This window comes from Micromonospora sp. NPDC003816, assembly GCF_042874705.1.
In the GTDB taxonomy this organism is placed as follows: Bacteria; Actinomycetota; Actinomycetes; order Mycobacteriales; family Micromonosporaceae; genus Micromonospora.
The window spans coordinates 145,625-160,322 of record NZ_JBIANP010000006.1 but is presented as its reverse complement, the minus strand read 5'-3'; the positions used below and the strand labels follow the sequence as shown (position 1 = coordinate 160,322).

At 71.7% G+C, this 14,698-nt stretch carries 13 protein-coding genes, 1 tRNA gene and 2 pseudogenes; 11 read left to right on the top strand and 5 right to left on the bottom strand.

Going from position 1 to position 14,698, the window contains the following annotated elements:
• The first annotated feature begins 151 nt into the window (after positions 1-151).
• The 5 genes from ACFYTT_RS20685 (at position 152) to ACFYTT_RS20665 (ending at position 5,166) form a co-directional block, all read left to right on the top strand.
• Entirely contained in the window at positions 152-844 is a 693-nt protein-coding gene (locus tag ACFYTT_RS20685; RefSeq protein WP_131052104.1) for a winged helix-turn-helix domain-containing protein, read from the top strand.
• A gap of 195 nt (positions 845-1,039) precedes the next feature.
• Positions 1,040-1,114, top strand: a tRNA-Arg gene (locus ACFYTT_RS20680).
• Positions 1,115-1,325: 211 nt separating this feature from the next.
• A complete protein-coding gene (locus tag ACFYTT_RS20675) occupies positions 1,326-2,030 on the top strand; it encodes a hypothetical protein (RefSeq protein ID WP_387261204.1) in 705 nt (234 codons plus the stop codon).
• 20 nt (positions 2,031-2,050) lie between these two features.
• Entirely contained in the window at positions 2,051-4,405 is a 2,355-nt protein-coding gene (locus tag ACFYTT_RS20670) for a metallophosphoesterase (RefSeq protein WP_176095115.1), read from the top strand.
• A gap of 167 nt (positions 4,406-4,572) precedes the next feature.
• Positions 4,573-5,166 carry a DoxX family membrane protein gene (locus tag ACFYTT_RS20665; RefSeq protein WP_131052089.1) on the top strand — a complete coding sequence of 198 codons (594 nt, stop codon included), beginning with the start codon at positions 4,573-4,575 and terminating at the stop codon, positions 5,164-5,166.
• A gap of 241 nt (positions 5,167-5,407) precedes the next feature.
• Here the strand turns inward: ACFYTT_RS20665 and ACFYTT_RS20660 are convergent, their stop codons facing one another.
• Together ACFYTT_RS20660 and ACFYTT_RS20655 are read right to left on the bottom strand one after the other, a co-directional pair.
• Positions 5,408-6,370, bottom strand: a complete 963-nt coding sequence (locus tag ACFYTT_RS20660; RefSeq protein WP_387261200.1) for a DNA polymerase domain-containing protein — start codon at positions 6,368-6,370, stop codon at positions 5,408-5,410.
• Positions 6,371-6,525: 155 nt separating this feature from the next.
• The gene (locus tag ACFYTT_RS20655; RefSeq protein ID WP_387261197.1) at positions 6,526-7,296 is read right to left on the bottom strand and encodes an isocitrate lyase/phosphoenolpyruvate mutase family protein; all 771 of its coding nucleotides are present in this window, start codon (positions 7,294-7,296) and stop codon (positions 6,526-6,528) included.
• Between the two features lie 126 nt (positions 7,297-7,422).
• On the opposite strand from ACFYTT_RS20655, the gene ACFYTT_RS20650 reads away from it, so the two are divergent.
• The 3 genes and pseudogenes from ACFYTT_RS20650 to ACFYTT_RS20640 all read left to right on the top strand — a co-directional run.
• Positions 7,423-7,971: a TetR/AcrR family transcriptional regulator gene (locus ACFYTT_RS20650; RefSeq protein ID WP_131054002.1), complete on the top strand. Its 549-nt coding sequence runs from the start codon at positions 7,423-7,425 to the stop codon at positions 7,969-7,971.
• Positions 7,972-8,009: 38 nt separating this feature from the next.
• Positions 8,010-9,020, top strand: a pseudogene (locus tag ACFYTT_RS20645) (MMPL family transporter); the annotation flags it as partial.
• Between the two features lie 90 nt (positions 9,021-9,110).
• A pseudogene (locus ACFYTT_RS20640) lies at positions 9,111-10,244 on the top strand (MMPL family transporter); the annotation flags it as partial.
• A gap of 107 nt (positions 10,245-10,351) precedes the next feature.
• Here ACFYTT_RS20640 and ACFYTT_RS20635 read toward each other — a convergent pair.
• Positions 10,352-11,608 (bottom strand): erythromycin esterase family protein, encoded by a 1,257-nt coding sequence (locus ACFYTT_RS20635; RefSeq protein WP_387261194.1) that lies wholly within the window; start codon positions 11,606-11,608, stop codon positions 10,352-10,354.
• Between the two features lie 74 nt (positions 11,609-11,682).
• Here ACFYTT_RS20635 and ACFYTT_RS20630 point away from each other — a divergent pair, with 74 nt between their 5' ends.
• On the top strand, positions 11,683-11,874 hold the full coding sequence (locus ACFYTT_RS20630) for a DUF2795 domain-containing protein (protein WP_131054005.1): 192 nt from the start codon (positions 11,683-11,685) through the stop codon (positions 11,872-11,874).
• A gap of 80 nt (positions 11,875-11,954) precedes the next feature.
• Here ACFYTT_RS20630 and ACFYTT_RS20625 read toward each other — a convergent pair whose 3' ends face one another.
• Positions 11,955-12,857, bottom strand: coding sequence for a Gfo/Idh/MocA family protein (locus ACFYTT_RS20625; RefSeq protein ID WP_387261191.1), 903 nt, complete (start codon positions 12,855-12,857; stop codon positions 11,955-11,957).
• A gap of 150 nt (positions 12,858-13,007) precedes the next feature.
• Here ACFYTT_RS20625 and ACFYTT_RS20620 point away from each other — a divergent pair, with 150 nt between their 5' ends.
• On the top strand, positions 13,008-13,403 hold the full coding sequence (locus ACFYTT_RS20620; RefSeq protein WP_176095118.1) for a hypothetical protein: 396 nt from the start codon (positions 13,008-13,010) through the stop codon (positions 13,401-13,403).
• On the top strand, positions 13,396-13,812 hold the full coding sequence (locus ACFYTT_RS20615; protein WP_357210698.1) for a hypothetical protein: 417 nt from the start codon (positions 13,396-13,398) through the stop codon (positions 13,810-13,812). Before ACFYTT_RS20620 ends, ACFYTT_RS20615 begins: the two co-directional genes overlap by 8 nt.
• Positions 13,813-13,898: 86 nt before the next feature.
• Here ACFYTT_RS20615 and fabG read toward each other — a convergent pair whose 3' ends face one another.
• Complete coding sequence (gene fabG / locus ACFYTT_RS20610) at positions 13,899-14,657, bottom strand: 3-oxoacyl-ACP reductase FabG (protein WP_357210695.1); 759 nt, start codon at positions 14,655-14,657, stop codon at positions 13,899-13,901.
• Positions 14,658-14,698: the final 41 nt, after the last annotated feature.

The window sequence follows — 14,698 nt, the reverse complement described above, 5'->3', positions numbered from 1 at the left end:
GCCGGGCCCCTCGCCCGTCCGCAGGTCAGCCCCGAGCGTGCCCCACTTGTCCGATAGACGCTTTTAGTACTTTCTGAACTAATTACCGAGCTTGACAACCTTTCTCCCCACATATCGTGACCAGTTGGGATTCGGGCTCGTTGCGCAGGACGTGGGGGTTGCACTCAGAGACGCACGGCGTTCGGTCACCAGTTGGTGCCGACGCCACACCATCGGCGGTGACGGGACGGTGGCAGCCGTCCGTCGCGGACAGCGGCAGAGCGAGTCGGGAGCGCTCAGCCGCGAACAGGAGCTGGAACTCATCGACACCCTGCGGGGCGTCCACCCCGACGAGTTCGGGCTGGACGAGGAACTCTGGACTCGCCAGAGTCTGCACACCCTGATCGAGCAGCACTTCGGGCTGACCCTGGACGCCGGGGTCGTCGGGGCGTACCTGCGGGCCTGGGGGCTGGGCCCCCGCGAGCCACGCGAGCGCGCCTGCGGGCTCTGCGTCGGCGCGGTCGAGCGGTGGGTACGCGGCGAGTACCCGGCCATCACCCGGGCCGCCCAGGAGCACCTCGCCGAGGTCTACTGGCTCGGCCGGGTACGCCTCCGGGGCACCATGCCGGCAGCCGACGTGATCTCGGCGGTCTCCTCGCGCGGCCGGGTGCGGTTCATGGTCACCACGCCGTCGGTGGATCCGGCACTACCCCGGGACTTCGTGCTCCGCCTCAGCGGCACCGAGCAGCGCACCGTGCACCTGATCGTGGACGGCTCCTGGGCCCGCAACGAGTGGCCCCGCCGCCTCCCCCGACGCATCGTGCCGCACCCCCTCCCGAGCTGCGGCCGCGCCCAAGCCGCCTGACCCACCCCACCCCACCCCGTCCCCGTCCCCGCCCCCTCTCGCTGCGTTGATCAAGAGGTTTTGGCCTTCGGAATAGCCCGTCGAGTACCAAAACCTCTTGATCAACCGGACGACGCGGGGGTGGGTGTAAGGGTGGGGTCGGGGTGCCGGTTCGGCGATCGAAGGGTGAGTTTGCTAGTCTTCTCCAGTCGCTGAGCCCCCGTAGCTCAGGGGATAGAGCACCGCCCTCCGGAGGCGGGGGCGCAGGTTCGAATCCTGCCGGGGGCACCAGAGCAGACCAGCACGAGCAAGGCCGTTGACCAGAGATTCCCGGTCAGCGGCCTTTTTCGCGCCCAGCGGGCAGCACCGGACACGCACCGACCACGGCTGGATCGCCCTTCCGGGCCGTGACGACCCCCGATCGGCGGTCAGTACGGGGATGCGTGCCGACACTATGCTGTGAGCACCTCGCCACTCTGCGGAAGGGCTGCCGGTGCCCCGGGTGAACGTACGGTGGTCGCGGATCTCGGCCACCGAGAAGGCGTCCTACGGTGGTGCGGCGATCGCGGCCTCGGCCACGGTGGCGGTGGCGGTCGTGCAGGGCGCGGTGCCGTTGCTCGCCGGGCAGGGCGGTACGATCACGGTCGCGGTGGTGTCGTTCCTCGCCGGGGTGGCCGTCACCGGCGCGACGGTCGCGGTGGTCGCCACCGTACGCCGACGATCCCTGGCCGGCGACGGACCGGAGTTCGACGTCTTCGTCTCGACGCCGATGGCCTCCCTGCCAAAGTCGGAGTACCCGGCCCACCGCCGACAGATCATGACGCTGATCCGGGAGATCGAGCAGCGCGCCGGGCTGAGCTGCTACTACGCCGGACGGGACCGTCCCGAGATCGCCGACTTCCCCGCCGTCGACCTGGGGTTCCGGGACGAGTTGCGGGCGCTGACCCACAGTCGACACTTCCTGCTGGTGCTGCCCGTGTCGAATCCGTCGAGCGCGCTGGTCGAGGCCGGAGTGGCGATCGCCCTGCGCACACCGTCCATCTATTTCAGACACACGTCCGCGGTGCTGCCGTTCCTCCTCCGGGGAGCGGCCAACTCCAATCATCCGGACATACCCCGGATCCGGGTCTACGAATACGCTGATTTCAGCGAGTTGGCGACCCTGGTCCGGGTCAACGGCAAGGGCCTTTTCGAGAGCCACACCTGACCAGCACGATCGGAACGTGGATGTCGAACATCTCGGGCGCCAAGAAACTCTTCGTCATCATGCCGTTCGGTCTGAAGCGGCTGCCCTCCGGCCTGATGCACGACTTCGACCGCTTCTATCACGGGATCCTCCGCCCGGTGGCTCAGGACGCCGGGTGGTCGGTGTTCCGCGCCGACGAGATCACCGAGCCGGGCACCATCGTCAACCAGGCGTTCCGGCACCTCCAGGCCGCCGACGTGGTGGTCGCCGACATCAGCTCGCCCAACGGCAGCGTCTACTACGAGTTGGGCGTGCGGCAGGCCATCTCGCCGGGCAAGACGATTCTCGTCGCGGTGCACGGCACCGAGTTGCCGTTCGATCTGAAAAGCCAGCGGGTACTCTTCTACAGCCCACAGTTCGACCAGGATCCACGGTTCCGGTTCGCGTACCGCGAGGCGCTCATCTCGGACAGCCCGCACGTCCACAATCCGGTCCGGGACGCGTTGAGCGACCTCGGGTTGAACTTCCATCCGCGTACCGACCGGGTCGCCTTCGAGCAGGAACTGCACCACAAGATCGAGCGGAGCCGCAACATCGAGCAGTTGCTCGCGGTCTGGCACTGGGCGCGGCAGTCGGGTGACCTGCCGACCGGGGCGTTGCTGTCGTTGAGCAACCGGTTGGCCGCCGAGGGCGACTACGCCAGCGCGGTGCAGGTCCTCGACGCCGCCTTCCCTGAGGCTGACGGCGACTGGGAGGTGCACCGGCAGCGCGGCTTCTACCTGCGCAAGCTGACCCGGCTCGACGCGGCCGAGGTGGCGCTGAACCGGGCGTACGAGCTGAACCCCTCGGACCCGGAGACGCTCGGCATGCTCGGCGGCGCCCTGAAACGTCAGGGCCGGTACGCCGAGGCGCTGCGCCTCTACCAGCAGGGTGCCACCCTCTCCCCCACCTCGTTGTACCTCGCGGTGGCCTGCGCCGGCATGCTGGCCATCGCCGATCCCGGCAACCCCGAGCCGGCGCTCGCCCGGTACCGGCAGTTGCTCGACGAGATCGACTCCCGCCCCGGGCAGGAGACCGACTCCTGGGCGAACCTGGTCCGGGCCGAGGCCCACTTCGTGCTGGGCGACGTGGAGGCGGCCCGCCGCTTCGGGCGGGCGGCGGTCCGGTACGGCGCGGAACGGCTGCACCTGGAGTCGACCGCCGACCAGATTCTCATGCTGCACGCCAACGGCCTGCCGCTGCGCGACGCGGACGGTTTCGCGCGCTGGCTGGTCGACGGGGCCAGGGATCCGGCGTCCACGACCGTGGAGGAGCGGGGCGCACCGGCGACCGATCCGGACTTCCCCCGTCGGATGATCTTCCACATCTCCGACGTCCACTTCGGATCGATCACCGAGGGCGGCAGCCGCATCGACGTGCACCGGTTCGCCGACACCGAGAACTCCGACCGGCTCAGCGTCGAGCTGACCCGGGAGTTCCACGGCGCCCTCAAGCGGTCGGGCTGCGCCGCCTCCGACGCCGTCCTGGTGGTCTCCGGCGACTCCACCTACACCGGACGGCAGGACGAGTTCGACCTGGTCCGGCAGTTCCTCACGGAGCTGTGCGAGAACACCGGGATGGACCGCAGCCAGGTGGTGCTGGTCCCCGGCAACCACGACATCGACTGGCTCCAGACCAAGTCGAACCGGGCCAACCGCTTCGACAACTACCTCACCTTCGCGCACCAGTTCTATGGCGAGGAACTGTTCCACGAGGTCTATCCCCGCATCGAGTGGGACCTGAGGACCTCGGGCACCCGGCCGGAGGCGAGGGAGATCGTCTATCGGCGTACCGACCGGACGATGACCGTCGTCGGGTTGAACTCCTGCATCTTCGAGGACGACCAGAACCACTACGGCTACATCGGCAAGCGTCAGCTCGACATCGTCAAGGACCTGCTGGAGCAGGAGCCGCCGGAGAACGTACGGGTCGCGGTCATGCACCACCACCTGCACCCCTTCCCCGAACCGCTGGAGCCGCGACGGGGTGACGCGGTCGTGCTCGACCTGTCCACCGTCCGCGACGCCGGGCTGGTGGAGCAGCGCCTGGAGCGGCTCGGCTTCTCGCTGCTGCTGCACGGGCACAAGCACAAGCCGCAACTGCGCGAGACGCTGGTGCGGATCCCGCAGAACGACTCCAGCGTGACGCCCCGCCCGCTGATCGTCTCCGGCTGTGGCAGCACCGGAGTCAGCCAGCACGAACTGGAGCACAACCAACCGAACCACTTCGCCGTCCTGGAACTGGCCCAGCCGGTCCGGGTGCCGGGTGCCGACTTCCTGGTCATCGAGTGGCGCGAGCTGGCCGTGGCACCGGGCGCCGAGTGGGTCACCAAGCAGCGCTGGACCATCAAGGGCTGACCTCGCCCGGTGCCTCCGCGAGGGCCGGGTCCGCGCACGTGCCGGTCGCCGAGGGGCCTGTTGGGGACGGGACCTTGGTCCTGCCCGGCTCAGGTGTTCCGGCCCGGGTGCCGGAGCCCCGGCGTGGGGGATGGTGATCCCGTAAGAAGCTGACTGCGGAGGCGACGATGACCATCCACCACGGCACCCGACGATCGATCGAACGGCCGCTGGAGCACGCCGAGATGCCCGGCGCCATGCTCACCGTCACCGCCGCGCGGGCGCTGGCCGTGCTGCGGGTCGCCACCGGCCTGATCTTCCTCTGGGCCTTCCTCGACAAGACCTTCGGCTTCGGGTACGCCACCCCGGCCGAGCGGGCCTGGATCAACGGTGGCTCCCCCACCCGGGGCTTCCTCGCCAACGTGGAGGTGGGCCCGTTGCAGTCGATCTCCCACACGATCGCCGGCACCTGGTGGGCCAACGTGCTGTTCATGGTCGGTCTGGCCGCCATCGGCGTCGCCCTGGTGGCCGGTGTCGGGCTGCGCGTCGCCGCCGCCTCGGGCACCGTGATGATGGCGCTGATGTGGCTGGCCGAGTTCCCGCTTGCCCGGTTCACCGCCGCTGGCGACCCGACCGGCTCGACCAACCCGCTGGTCGACTACCACCTGATCTACGCGGTGGCGCTGATCGCCCTCGCCGCCGCGTACGCCGGACACACCTGGGGTCTGGGGCGGATCTGGGCCCGCCTGCCCTTCGTGCAGCGGCACCGCTGGATGATCTGACGCCCCGACCGACGCCGGGCCGGACCGCCTCCAGGGTCCGGCCCGGCGTCGTGTCGGCACCTGTCGACGAACCCGCACCGTCTTCCGGCGGACCGGACCCGGCACAGCACCAGGCGGACCGGGCCCGCACCGCACCGCACCGCACCGGGCAGACCGGACCTCAGCCCGACTCTCCGGAACGGGTTCCTCGGCGCGTCGGTCCTCTGCTGCCGCCCTCGGCGCGCCGGCCGTCACCCCGTTCTCAGCCGCCCTCGGCGCGCCGGGCGCGGGCCCGGCGCCGGCCCTCGTGCATGGCCTGCACCCGGGGTACCGGGATGGTCCGCCCCTCCTCGACCAGGTCGGCCGGGAGCGGCTGCGGGGACGGCATCGCCTCGGCCCACGGGTCACCGTCCGCGAGCAGGCCGGGCACCGTCCGGATGGTGAAGTCCGCCGGGGCCACCGACTCCAGGTCGGCCCAGGGCACCGGGAAGGAGACCGGCACACCGGGCCGCAGCCGGGGGCTGTAGACGGACACGACGGTGGCTCCGCCGGACCGGGTCGGGTCCACGAAGACCTTGCCGGCCCGGTCCTCCCGGATGAACGCGGTGGTGGCCAGCGCCGGGTCGAGCCGTTCCGCACGGGCCGCGAGGGCCCGGGTGGCGGCGGCCAGTTCCTCGGCGTCCGGACCGGCCGCGATCGGCACGAAGACGTGTACCCCCTTGGCGCCGCTGGTCTTCACCGCACCGGTCAGCCCGGCGTCGGCGAGGGCCTGGCGGACCAGCAGGGCGGCGGCCACCCCGGCGCCGAAGCCGCCGTCGGAGGGTGGGTCGAGGTCGAGCACCAGGTGCGTGGGACGGCTCAGGTCGTCGACCACCGCCAGCGCCGGGTGGTACTCCACCGCGCGCTGGTTGGCGAACCAGAGCAGGGTACGGCGATCGTCGCAGAGCGCGTACGCGATCTCGCGGTGGGACGCCTCGGCCCAGACCGGCGTCCGGCGTACCCAGTCGGGGGTGTAGCGGGGCAGGTTCTTCTGCATGAACGGCGGCTGCCCGGGGCGTACCCGGACCACTGACAGCGGCCGTCCGCGCAGGTGCGGGACGAGCCGGTCGGCGACCGCGTCCAGGTAGTCGACCAGGTCCCGCTTGATCGCGCCGGACCCGTCGAAGAGCGCCTGATCGAGGTTGGTCAGCGCCACGCCGTCCCTGGTCTCGTCCCCCCGACTCATCCGCCCACCATCCCGCCGCCGCGACACGTGGTCAACCGGAACGCGCCGATCCGCCTACGCACTCAGCTCGAAAGGCGCACTGGCGCACTGGGGCGCGGACGGTCGGCTCGATTCACCTGCGGGACGGGGCACCCGGCTCCGCCCAGCTCACCCGATCAGGCCAGTCGTTCGCCGGCGGCGACCGTGGCGAGCAGTCGGGCGGTGTGCGCACGGGTCGCCGCGTACACACCGGAGCCGTAGCTGATCCGGGCCACGCCGAGCGAGGCGAGTTCGGCGAGCGTCGGTGCCGCCGGGCGGGCCAGCACGTTCACCGGTCCGGGCACCTCCGCCACGAACGTCCGCAGGTCGGCGGCGTCGGCGAGCACGATCGGATAGACGCAGTCCGCACCGGCCGCCAGGTAGCGGCGGGCCCGGCGGATAGCCTCGGCGAGTCGCCGGGCCGGGTCGCCGGCCTGCTGGAGGAAGACGTCCACCCGGGCGTTCAGCACCACCGGTACGCCGGCAGACCCGGCCGCCGCCCGGATCTCGGCCAGCAGGTCGGCCTGCTTCTCGGTGTCCACCATCGCGCCGCCGGCCGGCTCGGAGTCCTCCAGGTTGAGCCCGACCGCGCCGGCGTCGAGCAGGCGCTCGACCAGTTCCGCCGGAGGCAGGCCGTACCCCCGCTCCAGGTCGGCGGTGACCGGCACGGTCACCGCACGGGCGATCCTGGCCACCGCCGCGAACATCTCGGCCGGTGGGGTGCGCTCGCCGTCGGCGTAGCCGAGCGACTCCGCGACGGCGGCGCTGCCGGTGGCGACAGCGGGGAATTCGGCGTCGGCCACGGCCCGAGCCGAGCCGGCGTCCCAGGCGTTGGGCAGGACGAGTGGTTCACCGGGACGATGCAGCGCGCGCAGTGCCGCCGCCCGATCGATCGCGGTAGAGGTCATAGCGCGATTCTGGGCATCGGACGGGCGGGAGCCCGAGAGCCAATCACACCCGGGTGGTTGTGGCGAAGACCACTGATCTGACCGATCGGTCAGCCTCTGACCGATCGGTCAGGCATGCTGGCTGCCATGGCCCGCCCGACCCAGCAGACCCACGACGAGATCCTGGCCGCCGCCACCCGGCGGTTCGCCGCCACCGGCTACCGGGGCACCTCGTTGCAGGACATCGCGCGCGAGGTCGGCTGCTCCAAGGCGGCGGTGCTCTACCACTTCGCCAACAAGGAGGCGATCCTCACAGAACTGATGGCGCCCGCCGTCGAGGTGTTGCAGGCGCTGGACGACCGGATCGCGGCGCAGGCCGACCCCGCCCGCGCCCAGCAGGTCGCCACCGAGGGCTTCGTCGACCTCGCCGTCCGGTTCCGTGGCGAGATCGCCCTGCTCCGCGGCGAGTTCCCCGAGCTGCTGCAACAACCCGACTTCGCGCACATCCACGAGATCTCCGAGCGGCTCATCGCCGCCCTGGCCGGACGCTCGTCCCGGGACTCGGCCCGGATCTGCGCGCTGGTGCTCCTCGCCGGCATCGCGGAGACCTGCGGACAGTTCGCCGAGGTGTCCGACGAGGACCTGCGGGCCGCCCTGCTCGCCCTGCTGCGACGGGCGCTGGAGCCCGTTCACTGACCCGTTCCACCATTCACTGAACCGAGGGAAAGGACCTCATGGCGACCCTGCTCTACCGGCTTGGCCGGGGTTCGATGCGCCGACGGCGGCTCGTGGCCGCGATCTGGCTCGTCGTACTCGTCGGGCTCGGCCTGGCCGCAGCGACCCTGCGCGGCCCGACGGCCAGCAACTTCACCATGCCCGGGACCGAGTCGCAGCGCGCTCTCGACCTGCTCGCCGAGCAGTTCCCGGCCGCATCCGGTGCCACCGGCACGATCGCCGTCAAGGCGCCCACGGAGGGACAACTCGGCACACCCGAAGGCCAGGCGGTGGTCCAGTCGATCACCCAGGAGGCCACGGCGGTTCCCGGCGTCCTCGCCGCCGTCGATCCGTTCCAGGTCGGCGCCGTGTCGCCGGACGGCCGGTACGCCCTGATCCAGGTGCAGTTCGGCGGTGGCTCCGACGCGATCACCGACGAGCAGCGCGAGGCGTACGAGCAGGTCGGCACCCAGGCCGAAGGCCAGGGCTGGCAGGTCGCGCCCGGCGGTGAGGTGCTGAACGCCGAGCCCGAGGTGGGCTCGACCGAGGCGATCGGTGTCGCGGTCGCCCTGGTCGTTCTGGTGATCACCTTCGGTTCGCTGGTGGCGGCCGGGATGACCATGCTCAACGCGCTGATCGGTGTCGGCGTCGGCATGGCCGGTCTCTTCGCGCTCAGCAGCGTGGTGGAGCTGACCAGCACCGCGCCGATCCTCGCGCTGATGCTCGGCCTCGCCGTCGGTATCGACTACTCACTGTTCATCACCTCCCGCTACCGGCAGAACCTCCTCGAAGGACTGCCCGCCGACGAGGCGATCGGTCGAGCGGTCGGCACCGCCGGATCGGCGGTGGTCTTCGCCGGGGCCACCGTGGTCATCGCCCTCGCCGGCCTGTCGGTGGTGAACATCCCGTTCCTGACCGTGATGGGTCTGGCCGCGGCCGGCACGGTGACCGTAGCCGTGCTGGTGGCGATCACCCTGCAACCGGCCCTGCTCGGCTTCGCCGGCCGCCGGGTGCTGCCCCGCAAGCTGCGTACGGCCGCACCGCAGGCCGCCGACGGCGAGCAGAGCACGCCGGAGCCGACCGAGAGCGGTGCGGGCACCGACGTGGCCGCCGTCACCGGCGAGGACCGGTCGACGTTCGGGTTCCGCTGGGCGGCGTTCCTCACCCGCTTCCGGATCCCGGTGATCCTGGCCGGCGTGATCGGTCTCGGCCTGCTCGCGCTGCCCGCGCCGGACATGCGTCTGGCCCTGCCCGACGCCGGCACCGCGCCGGCCGGTTCGGCTCCCCGGGTCGCCAACGACCTGATCACCGAGGGCTTCGGGCCGGGCTTCACCGGCCGTCTCGCGGTGGTCGTGGCCGGCGACGACGCGCAGGCCACCGCCGCTGCTGTGCCGCAGGTGGCGAACCTGGTGCAGAACACCGAGAACGTGCTGGCGGTGGCTCCGCCGCAGCTCAGCCCGGACGGCCGGACCGCGCTGCTCGGGGTGATCCCGCTGACCGGCCCGACCGACCCGGCCACCGAGACGATGGTGCACGACATCCGTACGGCGGTCGACGGCGTCCAGGGCGCCGACGTGCTGCTGACCGGCGTGACCGCGATCGGCATCGACATCTCGGAGAAGCTCTCCGACGCGATGCCGGTCTATCTGGGCCTGGTCGTCGGCCTGTCGATCCTGCTGCTGATGCTGGTGTTCCGGTCGGTGCTGGTGCCGGTCAAGGCGGCGCTGGGCTTCCTGCTCACCGTGGCGGCCACCTTCGGTCTCACGGTGGCGGTGTTCCAGCAGGGACACCTGGCGGGCCTGCTCGGCCTGGACACCCCGGGCCCGCTGATCAGCTTCCTGCCGATCCTGCTCATCGGCATCCTGTTCGGCCTGGCCATGGACTACGAGGTCTTCCTGGTCTCCCGGATGCGGGAGGACTTCGTCCACGGTGACACCGCCCAGCAGGCCACCATCAACGGGATGGGCCACGGTGCCCGGGTGGTCACCGCCGCCGCGCTGATCATGACGTCGGTCTTCGGCGGCTTCGTCTTCCTCGACGACCCGGTCATCAAGTCGATGGGCTTCGCGCTGGCGGTCGGTGTGGCCATCGACGCCTTCGTGGTCCGGATGACCATCGTCCCGGCGGTGATGTCGCTGCTCGGCAAGGTGGCCTGGTGGCTGCCGCGTTGGCTGGACCGGATCCTGCCCAACGTCGACATCGAGGGCGAGAAGCTGCGCGCCAAGCTCGACGACAAGGCACACGCCAACACCTGACGGCATGCGTGAAAGGAAGGGTCCCCTGCTAACGCCTCGTGCATAGCAGGGGACCCTTCCTAACATCAGCACCCCGAGCGCCCGCACCCCGCAGCGCGAGCGCGCGTTCAGACGCCCGCTGGATAGGTCTCCATCTCGCCCGGTGTGGTCAGCGCGGGCAGCGGATGCAGGGCGGTGGTCTCGTCACACCAGACGAAGGCGTCGTACCGGTCCCCCAGCCGGGTCGGCACGTAGTTGCCCCACGACTCGAACGACGGGTCGTAGACCACGCCGATCGCCCGGTGGTCGAGCGTGTCGGTGACCCAGCCGGGCTGGTCCGGGCCGCCGAAGACCAGCACCGCCCGGTCCGGCATCAGCTCGTGCAGCCGGTGCTCCAGCGAGCCGGGGCGGGCCGGCGGCACCACCATCGCCTCCGCCGGGGACCCCCAGCGCGGTGCCGCCGTCACCGTGCCGTGATAGCTGCCGAAGCCGATCAGGGCCACCCCGTCCGGTCCGTACCGCTCCCGGGCCAACTGGCCGATGGTGAGCATCCCGTCGTCGGCCATGTCGGTGGCCCGCGCGTCGCCGACGTGCGTGTTGTGCGCCCAGACCACACCCCGGGCACCCGGCCCGTAGCGGTCCAGCAACCGGTCCAGGGTGTCGGCCATGTGGCCGTCCCGGATGTTCCACGACCCCGGCCCGCCGGCCACCATCTCCCGGTAGTACCGCTCCGCGCCGGCCACCACCTCCGCGTTCTGCCAGGCCGAGAAGGCGCCCGGCCCGTCCGTGGCGGCGTGTTCGCGGGTACGCGCCAGCAGCCGCACCACCTCCTCCTCGCAGCGGGCGGAGACGAAGCGGCTGGCCAACCCGTACTCCTCGACCTGCTTGCCGTACGGCTCGAAGCACCGGTAGGCGTCCTGGGCGGCCTCCAGCGACGCCGGGTCCTCCTCGCCGAGGTAGTCGAAGATCGCCTGCATGGACTCCCAGAGGCTGTACACGTCCAGCCCGTGGAACCCGGCCCGGGACGTCTCGGGCCGTTCCAGGTTCCAGGCTCGAAGCCAGCGGCAGAACCGGGCCACCTCGGCGTTGGACCACATCCACGTCGGCCAGCGTTCGAAACGTTCCAGCGCGGTCTGCGGCTCCGTCGCCCCACCCGACGCAGCGGTCACCGACCGGTTCACCCGGTCGCAGTCCGGCCAGTCCCCCTCCACCGCGACGAAGCTGAACCCGCACTCGGCGATCAACCGCCGGGTGAGCTGTTCCCGGATGCGGTAGTAGTCGTGGCTGCCGTGCGTGGCCTCGCCGATCATCACCACCCGGACGTCCCGGACTCGCTCCAGCAACGGGTCGAGGTCGCTCGGTGCGCCGAGCCGCTGTACCAGCATGCCTGCGGCTACCCGGCACCCCCGGCAGCAAACCCGGGGGTGTGCCGGGCGCCCCGGGCGGGTAGGCCGTCAGCATGACCGACAGTGGTGCCCTCCTGCCGGAGCAGATCGCGGGGCTGGACTTTCCCGTCTCCCGCGAGGACCTGATCCGCTGGTGCCAGGAGAACGGCGCCAGCACCGAGCAGTTGGAGGCGGTCCGGGCGCTGCCGGTGGCGCACTTCGGCTCCCCGGCCGACCTCGGCGAGGCCCTACGCGCGGCGACCTGAGCAGACGTCACCGTGGTGACCTGACCGGCGTCAGCGTGCGCTGCGCGGCGACCTGAGCCGACGTCAGCGCGGGACGCGGGTCAGGCGGGCAGGTCGACGGTGGCGGAGCGGGTCCGGGCGGTCTCGGCGGCGGCCAGGACGGCGACCACCTCGCGGCCGAAGCGGACGTCGCAGCGGTGGTCCCGGGTGCCGCCGTCCACCTCGGCCAGCAGTTGGTCGATGGCCACGCCGAGGGCGGTCGCGGAGGAAGCGCTCGGGTGCGGCAGCCGCTCGACGCCGTTGTCGCCGTAGAGGGTGAACTCCGCCGCCACCGCCTCGGGCGGGGCGTCCAGCGTCAGCGACACCGTGCTGGTGGCCCCGCCGTCGTGGGTGAGCAGCAGGTGCACCAGGTCACCGGGGCCGTCGACGGCCGCCACCCGCCGTACCCGGCCCAGCACCGGCAGCAGGACGGCCAGCGCGTGCGGGCCGATGTCCCAGAGCGCGCCGCGTTCGCGCCGCCAGGGCGACTGGGCGTACGGGCTGCTGGGCTGGAAGACCGACGCGAACCGGACCACGTTGGCGGTGTGCCAGCCGCCGGCCGCCGCGACGGCCGTGAGGAAACCGGCGACCTCCGGTTGGTACCGGCCGGTGAAGAAGACCACCGAGGCCACGCCCGAGGTGGTGGCGGCCTCGACCACCCGGTCGGCGTCGGCGACGGTCAACGCCAGCGGCTTGTCCAGCAGCAGGTGACGCCCGGCGGTGGCGGCCCGGACGGCGATGTCGGCCTGTACGTCCGGGGGCAGCGCCACGGCGACCGCCTCGCACGCCTCGATCAGCGCCTCGACCTCGGCGAAGGCCGGTACGCCGTACCGGGTGGCGAGCGCGGCGGCCCGATCCGGGTTGCGTCCCCAGACGCCGACCAGTTCCGCCCTCGGGTGCGCGTCGAGCGCCGCCGCGTGCGTCTGTGCCGCCCAGTGGCCGGTGCCGAACAACCCGAACCGCATTACCGGTACCTCCGCCGTCTCGCCTGGCTGCCGCGTACCCGCAGCGGGGTCCACGCTAGTCCCCGGTCGGTCCGGCCCGGCGCCCCGGCGCCTGTACTACGGGGGTTAGTAGAGTGGGCCGGTGATCGGAACGAGCACCGGACGGACCCGGTGACCGCCGCGCCCGTCGCTGGGTCCCCGGTCGACGGCGTCCCGGCGACCGTCGCCATCGTGCTGTCGCTGCTGGTCGCCGTGTGGGCGCTGGTGGCCACGCTGCGCCACCGCGCGCCGGACCGGGTACAGATGATCGGCCTGGCCGTGCTGGAGTTGGCGTTGCTCGGGCTGGCGGTGCTGGCCGGGGTGGCCCTCGCCGGTGGCGAGCAGCCCGGCGAGCCGGGCGCGTTCTTCGGCTACCTGGTGACGCTGGTCTGCCTGCCGCCGCTGGCTGCGGTGCTGGCCCGGATGGAGCCGACCCGCTGGGGTTCGGCGATCGTCTGCGCGGTCTGCCTGGTGACGCCGGTGGTCGTGGTGCGGCTCCAGCAGACCTGGGAGGTGCTCGGTGGCTGAGGCGCGGACCGCCGGGACGGCCCGGACCAACGCCGGCCCCGGCCGTCTGCTGATCGCGGTGTACCTGCTCTTCGCGATCGCCGCCACCAGCCGCGCCGGCCTCCAGATCATCACCCGGTTCGACGAGGCGCCGCTGGCGTACCTGCTCTCGGCGTTGGCCGCACTGGTCTACATCGTGGCGGCGGTGGGGCTGGCCCGGGCCGGGCACACCGGTCGTCGGGTGGCCCTGGCCTGCTGCCTCGTGGAGTTGGTCGGCGTGGTCGGGGTGGGCGCGTTCAGCCTGGCCCGCCCCGACCTGTTCCCGGACGAGACGGTCTGGTCCGGTTTCGGCAGCGGGTACGGCTACATCCCGCTGGTGCTGCCGGTCCTCGGCCTGGTCTGGCTCTGGTCCACCCGCCCCCGGATGTAAGGAAGGGCCCCCTACTAACGCCTCGTGTATAGGAAGGGTCCCCTGCTAACACCTAACACCCACCACCCACCACCAACAGGAGCGGGTCAGTCACGCGGCCCGCCCGCGACGTAGACCACCTGACCGGAGACGAAGGACGCCCCCTCGCTGGCCAGGAACGAGATGGTGTGCGCCACGTCCTCGGGCCGCCCGACCCGGCGTACCGGGATCTCCCCCTCGGCGTGCTTCTGCATCGCCTCGAAGTCGATTTTCATCCGGGCGGCGGTGGCGGCGGTCATGTCGGTGACGATGAAGCCCGGCGCCACCGCGTTGACGGTCACCCCGAACGGCCCCAGCTCGATGGCGAGGGTCTTGGTGAACCCCTGCATCCCGGCCTTCGCGGCGGCGTAGTTGGCCTGCCCCCGGTTACCGAGCGCGGACGTGCTGGAGAGGTTGACGATCCGACCCCACTTGGCCTCGACCATGTGCTTCTGCGCGGCCTGACTGACCAGGAACGCACCCCGCAGGTGTACGCCCATGACCGTGTCCCAGTCGGCGTCGGTCATCTTGAACAGCAGGTTGTCCCGCAGTACCCCGGCGTTGTTGACCAGCACGGTCGGCGCGCCCAGCTCGGTGGCGACCCGTTCGACGGCGGCCTCCACCTGCGCCCGGTCCGACACGTCCGCGCCCACGCCGAGCGCCCGGCCACCGGACGACGTGATCGCCTCCACCGTCTCGGCGGTCGCCGACTCCTCGATGTCGACCACCGCGACGGCCAGCCCGTCGGCGGCCAACCGCCTGGCGGTGGCCGCGCCGATTCCCCGCGCCGCCCCGGTCACGATCGCGACCCGCTGCCCCTCCGACATGCCTACCTCCCGGTAACCTCGCTCGACGGCAGGAGCCTAAC